The organism is Mycobacterium sp. (genome assembly GCF_049683935.1).
Taxonomy (GTDB): domain Bacteria; phylum Actinomycetota; class Actinomycetes; order Mycobacteriales; family Mycobacteriaceae; genus Mycobacterium.
Genome location: NZ_JBAUJR010000020.1, coordinates 25,690 through 32,972, shown reverse-complemented (window position 1 = coordinate 32,972; position 7,283 = coordinate 25,690). Strand labels below are relative to the sequence as shown.

General features: G+C 66.7%; 6 protein-coding genes. All 6 read right to left on the bottom strand.

Translation table 11 applies throughout. From position 1 onward, the window contains the following. Window positions 1-1,613 (bottom strand): RecQ family ATP-dependent DNA helicase (locus WA965_RS01295; protein WP_526446941.1); only part of this gene is annotated, 1,613 nt, incomplete at its 3' end. A 38-nt stretch (window positions 1,614-1,651) separates the two neighbouring features. After that, window positions 1,652-2,701: a 4-hydroxy-2-oxovalerate aldolase gene (gene dmpG, locus WA965_RS01290; protein WP_526294825.1), complete on the bottom strand. Its 1,050-nt coding sequence runs from the start codon at window positions 2,699-2,701 to the stop codon at window positions 1,652-1,654. Continuing rightward, complete coding sequence (locus WA965_RS01285) at window positions 2,698-3,618, bottom strand: acetaldehyde dehydrogenase (acetylating) (RefSeq protein WP_526294827.1); 921 nt, start codon at window positions 3,616-3,618, stop codon at window positions 2,698-2,700. The genes dmpG and WA965_RS01285 overlap by 4 nt, the downstream gene beginning before the upstream one ends. Window positions 3,619-3,642: 24 nt before the next feature. Then, window positions 3,643-4,428, bottom strand: coding sequence for a 2-keto-4-pentenoate hydratase (locus WA965_RS01280; RefSeq protein ID WP_526294829.1), 786 nt, complete (start codon window positions 4,426-4,428; stop codon window positions 3,643-3,645). Window positions 4,429-4,602: 174 nt separating this feature from the next. Next, a complete protein-coding gene (locus tag WA965_RS01275) occupies window positions 4,603-5,715 on the bottom strand; it encodes a GNAT family N-acetyltransferase (RefSeq protein WP_526294831.1) in 1,113 nt (370 codons plus the stop codon). 53 nt (window positions 5,716-5,768) lie between these two features. Continuing rightward, window positions 5,769-7,283, bottom strand: coding sequence for an oligosaccharide flippase family protein (locus WA965_RS01270; RefSeq protein WP_526294833.1), 1,515 nt, complete (start codon window positions 7,281-7,283; stop codon window positions 5,769-5,771).

The window sequence follows — 7,283 nt, the reverse complement described above, 5'->3', positions numbered from 1 at the left end:
GGGCCGTCGGTGATCTTCCCGCTGAGCTGGACGCCGAGTTTCGCCAGACCGGAGGGCCACTGCCGGCGTGCGGTGATCTCGACCCCGGGCCGCATCAGCCGCGTCCGGGCCGCCTCGGCTTCCGACTCGTCGACACCCGGGTCGTAACTCGAACCCGTGCAGTTGTCGCACCGCCCGCACCGCGCGCCGTCGACCAGTTCAGGGTCGTTGAGCTGGCCGCGCAGGAACGACATCCGGCACTGGTCGGTGTCCAGGTAGTCCAGCATTGCCTGCTGCTCCCGCTTGCGGGCCTCGTCCAGCCTGCGGTAGCGCTCCTCGTCGTAGTCCCATTCGCGACCGGTACCGATCCAGCCGCCCTTGACCCTGCGTACCGCCCCGTCGACGTCGAGCACCTTGAGCACCATCTCCAGGCGCGTCCTGTTGAGGTCGACCAACGGCTCGAGCGCCGGGGTGGATTGCGGGCGCTCGGGATCGAGTGCCCGAATGACATTGCGCACCATGACTTCTGAGGGGAAGGCCACAGAAGCGAAGTATCGCCACACGTCGCGGTCCTCGGCGCCCGGCAGCAGTATCACCTCGGCGCTCTCGGTGGCGCGGCCCGCACGGCCGACCTGCTGGTAGTAGGCGATGGGCGAGGCGGGAGCGCCCAGGTGGACCACGAACCCGAGATCGGGCTTGTCGAAACCCATCCCGAGCGCCGAGGTGGCGATGAGCGCCTTCACGCGGTTGTCCCGCAGGTCATGCTCGAGTTGCTCGCGTTCGGCGGTCTCGGTTGCTCCGGTGTAGGCGGCCACCACGTGCCCGCGATCGCGCAGCATCGCCGCGACGTCGTTGGCCTGCGCCACGGTGAGCGTGTAGACGATGCCCGAACCGGGAAGCGAGTTCATCTGCGCAGCAAGCCATGCCGCGCGTTGAGCCGGATTTCCCGCCTTGACCACCGAAAGGCGCAGCGACTCCCTGTCCAGGCCGCCTCTGAGGACCAGGGCGTCGCCGCCCGCCTCCGCGCCGCTGACCCCAAGCTGGCTGCGCACATCGTCGACGACGCGGTCGTTGGCGGTCGCTGTCGTCGCAAGCACCGGGATGTCATTGCCCAGTTCCGCGATCAGCGTGCGGATGCGGCGGTAGTCGGGCCGGAAGTCATGCCCCCAGTCGGAGACGCAGTGCGCTTCGTCGATCACGACCAGGCCCGCATCGCGGGCCAGCGCGGGCAGCACGTCGTCGCGGAAATCGGGATTGTTGAGGCGCTCGGGGCTGACGAGCAGCACGTCGAGTTCGCCGTCACGAACCCGGTCGTGGATCTCCGACCAGTCCGCGATATTGCTCGAGTTGATGGTCGCCGCGCGGACCCCGGCCCGGTCGGCGGCCTCGACCTGATTTCGCATCAGCGCCAGCAGCGGCGACACGATGACCGTCGGACCGCGGCCCTCGCCGCGCAGCAGTTTGGCGGCGATGAAGTACACCGCCGACTTGCCCCACCCGGTGCGTTGGACCACCAGTGCGCGGCGGCGACCCACCACCAACGCCTCGATGGCCGTCCACTGGTCATCGCGCAGGCGGGCGTCGGGGCCGGCCAGCTGTTCGAGGATCGCCTGGGCCTGCGCTCGTGTCGCCATGACCCCATCGTGCCCGGTGGGTGTGACGTCGGGCGGATCTAGACGGATGCGTCCATCTCGCGCTTGATCTCCAGGGCGATGTCGATCAGCTGATCCTCCTGGCCGCCGATCAGCTTGCGCTGCCCTGCGCGGTGCAACAGCTTGTGTGCGGGCACGCCGTACCGTTCGGACTGGCGGATGGCGTGCTTGAGGAAGCTCGAGTAGACCCCCGAATAACCCATGATCAACGCATTGCGGTCCAGCAGACACTCGGCGGGCATCGCCGGCGCGACGACCTCTTCGGCGGCATCGGCGATCTCGAAGAAGTCGATACCGGTCTTGACGCCGATCTTGTCGAACACCCCGATGAGCGCCTCCACCGGCGCATTTCCCGCACCGGCCCCGAACCGCCGACACGAGCCGTCGATCTGCTTGGCGCCGGCGCGGACGGCCTCGATCGAGTTCGCCACCCCCAGCCCGAGGTTCTCGTGGCCGTGGAAGCCCACTTGAGCGTCATCTCCGAGTTCTGCGACCAGTGCCGACACCCGATCCGCGACACCCTCGAGAACCAGGGCCCCCGCCGAATCGACCACGTAGACGCACTGGCAGCCGGCATCGGCCATGATGCGCGCCTGGGCGGCGAGCTTCTCCGGCGGGATCGTGTGGCTCATCATCAGAAACCCGACGGTCTCCAGACCGAGCTCACGGGCCAACCCGAAATGCTGGATCGACACGTCGGCCTCGGTGCAGTGCGTGGCGATCCGACAGATCGAACCACCGTTGTTCTGCGCCTCCTTGATGTCTTCCTTGGTACCCACACCGGGCAGCATCAGGAAGGCGATCTTTGCTTCCTTGGCGGTCTCGGCCGCCAGCTTGATCAGCTCCTGCTCCGGGGTCTTGGAGAACCCGTAGTTGAAGCTCGACCCGCCCAGACCGTCACCGTGGGTGACCTCGATGACCGGCACACCGGCGGTGTCGAGCGCGGCGACGATCGCCCCGACCTCCTCGGCGGTGAACTGGTGGCGTTTGTGGTGGCTGCCGTCACGCAGCGACGTATCCGTCATCCGGATGTCCCACATCGGGTCGAAATAGATCTCGTCGGTGCTCATGCCTGACCTCCAGCAGCCGTCGCAGATAGGGATTCTTTCGCGATCTCTTCGCCCACCTTGGCCGCCGCCGCGGTCATGATGTCGAGATTCCCCGCGTACGGCGGCAGATAGTCGCCGGCACCCTCCACCTCGACGAACGTGGTGACCACCGCGTGCCCACCGGAATTGACCGACGGCGGATCGAACTGCGGCTCGTTGAGCAACCGGTAACCCGGCACATAGGTCTGCACCTGCGCCACCACATCCTTGATCGATGCGGTGATCGCGTCCTGGTCGGCATTCTCGGGAATCGCGCAGAAGATGGTGTCGCGCATGATCATCGGCGGATCCGCCGGGTTCAGGATGATGATCGCCTTACCCCGGGCCGCACCGCCGATGTGCTGCACCCCCGCGCTGGTGGTCTTGGTGAACTCGTCGATGTTGGCCCGGGTACCCGGCCCCGCCGACGCCGAGGACACCGATGCGACGATCTCGGCATACGGCACGTCCACCACCCGGCTCACCGCATAGACCATCGGGATGGTGGCCTGCCCACCACAGGTCACCATGTTCACGTTCGGCGCATCCAGGTGCTCACGCAGGTTCGCCGGCGGGATCACCCCCGGACCCACCGCAGCGGGAGTCAGATCGATCGCGCGGATCCCCGCCTCGGCGTACCGTGGCGCAGCGTCGCGGTGGACGTAGGCGCTCGTGGCCTCGAACACCATGTCCGGCTTCTCGTCGAGGTTCAGCAGCCAGTCCACACCCTCGTGCGACGTCTCCAACCCGAGCTTGCGCGCCCGCGCCAACCCCTCGCTGTCCGGGTCGATCCCGATCATCCACCGCGGTTCCAGCCAATCCGAACGCAGCAACTTGTACAGCAGATCGGTACTGATGTTGCCCGATCCCACAATCGCCACCGTCGCCTTGTCAGGCATGACACTCCCTACTGTTCTCGAACGTCACTCGAAATCGAGTCGTACTGAACCTAATCCGGCGAAGTCGGCGACGAAACGGCTCCCTGGTGGTGCATCTATCGCACGCGTGCAGGACCCGGGCAACACGATGTCGCCAGCCTTCAATCTGACCCCGAAAGCCTCGACCTTGCGCGCCAGCCACGCGACCGCCGTCACCGGATTCCCCAGCACCGCGTCACTGCGGCCCTCGGCGACCACCTCGCCGTTGTTGGTCAGCACCGCGTCGATAGCTCGTATATCTATGTCCTTGGGCGACACGCGAGCCTCTCCGAGCACCCAGCCTGCGGACGAGGCGTTGTCGGCGATCGTGTCGCACAGCTTGATCTGCCAGTTGGTGATCCGGGTGTCGATCAGTTCGATCGAGGGCGCGAACGCTGCGGTCGCGGCGAGCACGTCGTCCTCGGTGCAGCCGGCGCCGGGCAGATCGTCGGCGAGCACGAACCCGACCTCGACCTCGACCCGCGGATACAGGAAACGGTCCGACCGGACCGGGGTGTCTTCGAAGACCTGCATGTCGTCGAGCAGGTGGCCGTAGTCGGGCTCGTCGACGTTCATCATCTTCTGCATGGCCTCCGACGAGAGGCCGACCTTGTGTCCGATCACCCGGGCGCCCTCGGCCACCTTCTGACGGATGTTGATCAGCTGGATCTCGTAGGCGTCGACCACATCGATGTCGGGGTTCGCGTCCGTCAGCGGCGAGATCGGAACACGGCTGCGCTCAGCCTGGGCCAGGTCGGCGGCGAGTCGGGCACGGACCTCGGAACTGAGCATTTCAGTGACGTCCCCTCGTTTCCTCGACCGGCGCAATTGCCGGACAGCCGGACGATTCTATAACGTGTTCTACCTGACCGGCCAGGAGCTCGGTCGCCAGCCACCCCGGTGGGTCAACACTAGTCGTCTCGGGGGGGTCACTCCACGGCGGTTCCAGTGAGCGGTCTGCTCGGTTCACTCGCCTCCGGCGGCCGCATCACCGAGCGCTGCGTACGTGCCTCTGACGCGTCGCCCAAGGTGCTCCGCCCGGAATCGCAGGCGCGGCTTCTGGATCACGCTCCAGGACAACGTTTCGTGACGGTTGGAGAAACTGCTCTTCAATCGGTTTTCACCGGCCATGAAGTCGTAGATCTCGGCGCCCTGCTCCCACGCCCGTCTGATCGCCAGCGCGTGGGCGACAACTCCCGGCCGTTCCCGCCCCTCGGGTTCGGCGAAGCCACTCTGGTAGGCGTAAACGCGCGCCCCCCGGCGGAAGTTGTACAGCACCCCGACGGTGCGCTCTGCACTGCGGATGCGAAGCAGTTCCACCCCTTGATCAGCGAATCCCTTCTCGATCAGTCGACGGTGGAACCGTTCGAAGAACGGATGGACGAAGGCGTGCCGATTCCCCCGCTGCTCGAACCAGGGGATGTGCAGGTCCCTCATCATCGTGAAACTTTCATGCGCCTCGCGCTCGGTGGTGGCGGCTTCGATGGTGAGTGGCTCCAGCTTGCGCAGCGCCCGCCGCAACTGCGAGCGGGCATTGCTGCTGAGTATGGCGGTGATGTCGCCGTCACTGTCCGCCAGATCGTTGAGATCAACGGCGAAGGACGCCACCGTTTCCTCGTTGTGGAGCAGCCCGACTCCTTCCACCGTCGACGCTGTCGGCGGTGCGGCGACCCCGGGGAGCCTGAGTTCGTCGACGTCGCCGGCTGCCGCGAAGGTTCTCAGGACGCCGCTCCAACCGACCGCCGGATCGGCGAGCAGCCCGTTGTGCTCGATGTAGACGACGTCGGTCACGGGATCACCGGTCGCGTTGAGCACCCATTGCCGCGCGCGGACGACGCCGTGCCGACGGACTTCTCGAAGCCCGAGGACACCGAGCGCCACCGTCCGCCCCTGCGACGTACCGCGCAACAACAGGGGCCGGGCGCCCGGCGGGAGCATCTCCAGCATCGTGCCGACCCATGTCCACGACAGGAAGAAGGACGGCGCGGCCGACGTCTCGAGGAGCCGCCACTGCGGCTCCAGCTCGTCGAGCGCACCGATCGGCTCCACCGAGAACGACACCTCATCGGCTCCGGTCATGTGGCTTCCTCCCTGACATCCGCAGTGCGGCAGTGGTTTTTCGCCCCCGGCGCTCACGACCGCCTGGCCAGTCGTCCGAAGAGCATCGAGAGCAACCGGCGGTCCAGTGCAGCGATGACGGCCAGGTAGGCCAGAACCAGAACCAGGCACAGTCCGGCGAGGGCGCCGACCGCCATGGGCGTCGGTAGCCCCGTCGGCGCGCCGAACAGCGCCATCAACACAACGACTGAAGCCGCACCAACACACCCTGCGATCGCCGGGGGATACAGGAGGCGCACGATCGAGCGAACGCTGTAACCCACAATCGGTTTCGCCAACGCCAGCAGGACGATGCCGCTGAGTACCTCGGTGACCGAGATGGCCAATCCCACTCCGACCAGGCCGAGCGGGAGGAACAGCACCACCAGACCGATGCCGAACAACAACTCGATCGCGGATGTCCAGTGAAGCAGGGCGGATCGACCGACGGCCTTTATCGCCTCGTTCGCGACGCCCTGCAGAGCGAAGCCCAGGCCCGCGCCTGCCAATGCCACCAGGAACACGCCGGCGTCACGCCACGGTGCTCCCAGCACCACCACGACCGCCTGTTCTCCGAGGGATACCACCAGCGCTGCAACAGGCACCGCCGCGAACCAGATCCACCTCATCGCACGCAGGAACGCCGCATGCAGTCGATCCGTGTCACCGGCGAATCTGGAGAATGCGGGAAACAGGACGTAGGAACCGATCTCGAAGACCGCGTTACCGGCGAGATTCCCGATCCGCAGGCCGTAGCGGTAGTTGCCGAGCGCAGCAGCTCCGAGGCTGCGTCCGGTGATGACCGCCTGGACCGTCTCGCGGACGTACACCACCAGGTTCGCGATCGCCAGCGGGTACGCGAACCGGGCGAGCTCGCGCCATAAACGCACCGAAGGTCGCCCGCGCCCGGGACGCCACCGGCCCAGAGACCAGGAGCCGATCACCCAGACGATGACGGCAGCGTACTGGCCGAGAACCATTGACCAGACGCCGAACCCCGACGCGGCAAGAGCAATGGTCACGCCCGCGTAGGCGAGTGTCCGTGACGGATCCACGACCAGCTTGCGCAGAAAGTTGAAGCGGCGCTGCATGAGTCCGTCCGGCACGTTGGTCAAAGACTCCAGCAGGAGCAGACCCGATGTCGCCACCGCCACCGCGGCCACCATGTCGTTGTCGAACAGGAAGCCGAGCACGGGCGCCGCGGCGAGGGCCGCGAGGCTCCCGAGAAGTCCTGCAGCGGCCGTGGCCCAGAAGACGGTGTCCGCCGCGTCCTCGACATCGTTCTCGCGTTGCACGAGGGCCAGCCGCAGCCCGCCCTCCGAAGCAGACGTCAAAAAGGCGCTCAGCACCGTTCCGGCAGCGTAGACGCCAACCTCCGCCGGGGTGAGCAGACGCGCGATCCAGATCAGGGACATCAACGAAATAAGCTGTGTCAGAGCCATCGTCAGGCCCGAGATCATCGCGCCGCGCCGCACGATGCCGGCGAACGAGCCGGCTGCCACCGTGGCGGTGCCCTCACCCGCCGCCGCAGCATCGGAGTCAGTGGTCAT

Bases quoted from the DNA above. Each gene is read 5' to 3' on its own strand.
- WA965_RS01275 (WP_526294831.1), bottom strand. From the start codon at position 5,715: ATGACCGGAGCCGATGAGGTGTCGTTCTCGGTGGAGCCGATCGGTGCG.
- WA965_RS01285 (WP_526294827.1), bottom strand. From the start codon at position 3,618: ATGCCTGACAAGGCGACGGTGGCGATTGTGGGATCGGGCAACATCAGT.
- WA965_RS01280 (WP_526294829.1), bottom strand. From the start codon at position 4,428: ATGCTCAGTTCCGAGGTCCGTGCCCGACTCGCCGCCGACCTGGCCCAG.
- dmpG (WP_526294825.1), bottom strand. From the start codon at position 2,701: ATGAGCACCGACGAGATCTATTTCGACCCGATGTGGGACATCCGGATG.
- WA965_RS01270 (WP_526294833.1), bottom strand. From the start codon at position 7,283: ATGACCACTGACTCCGATGCTGCGGCGGCGGGTGAGGGCACCGCCACG.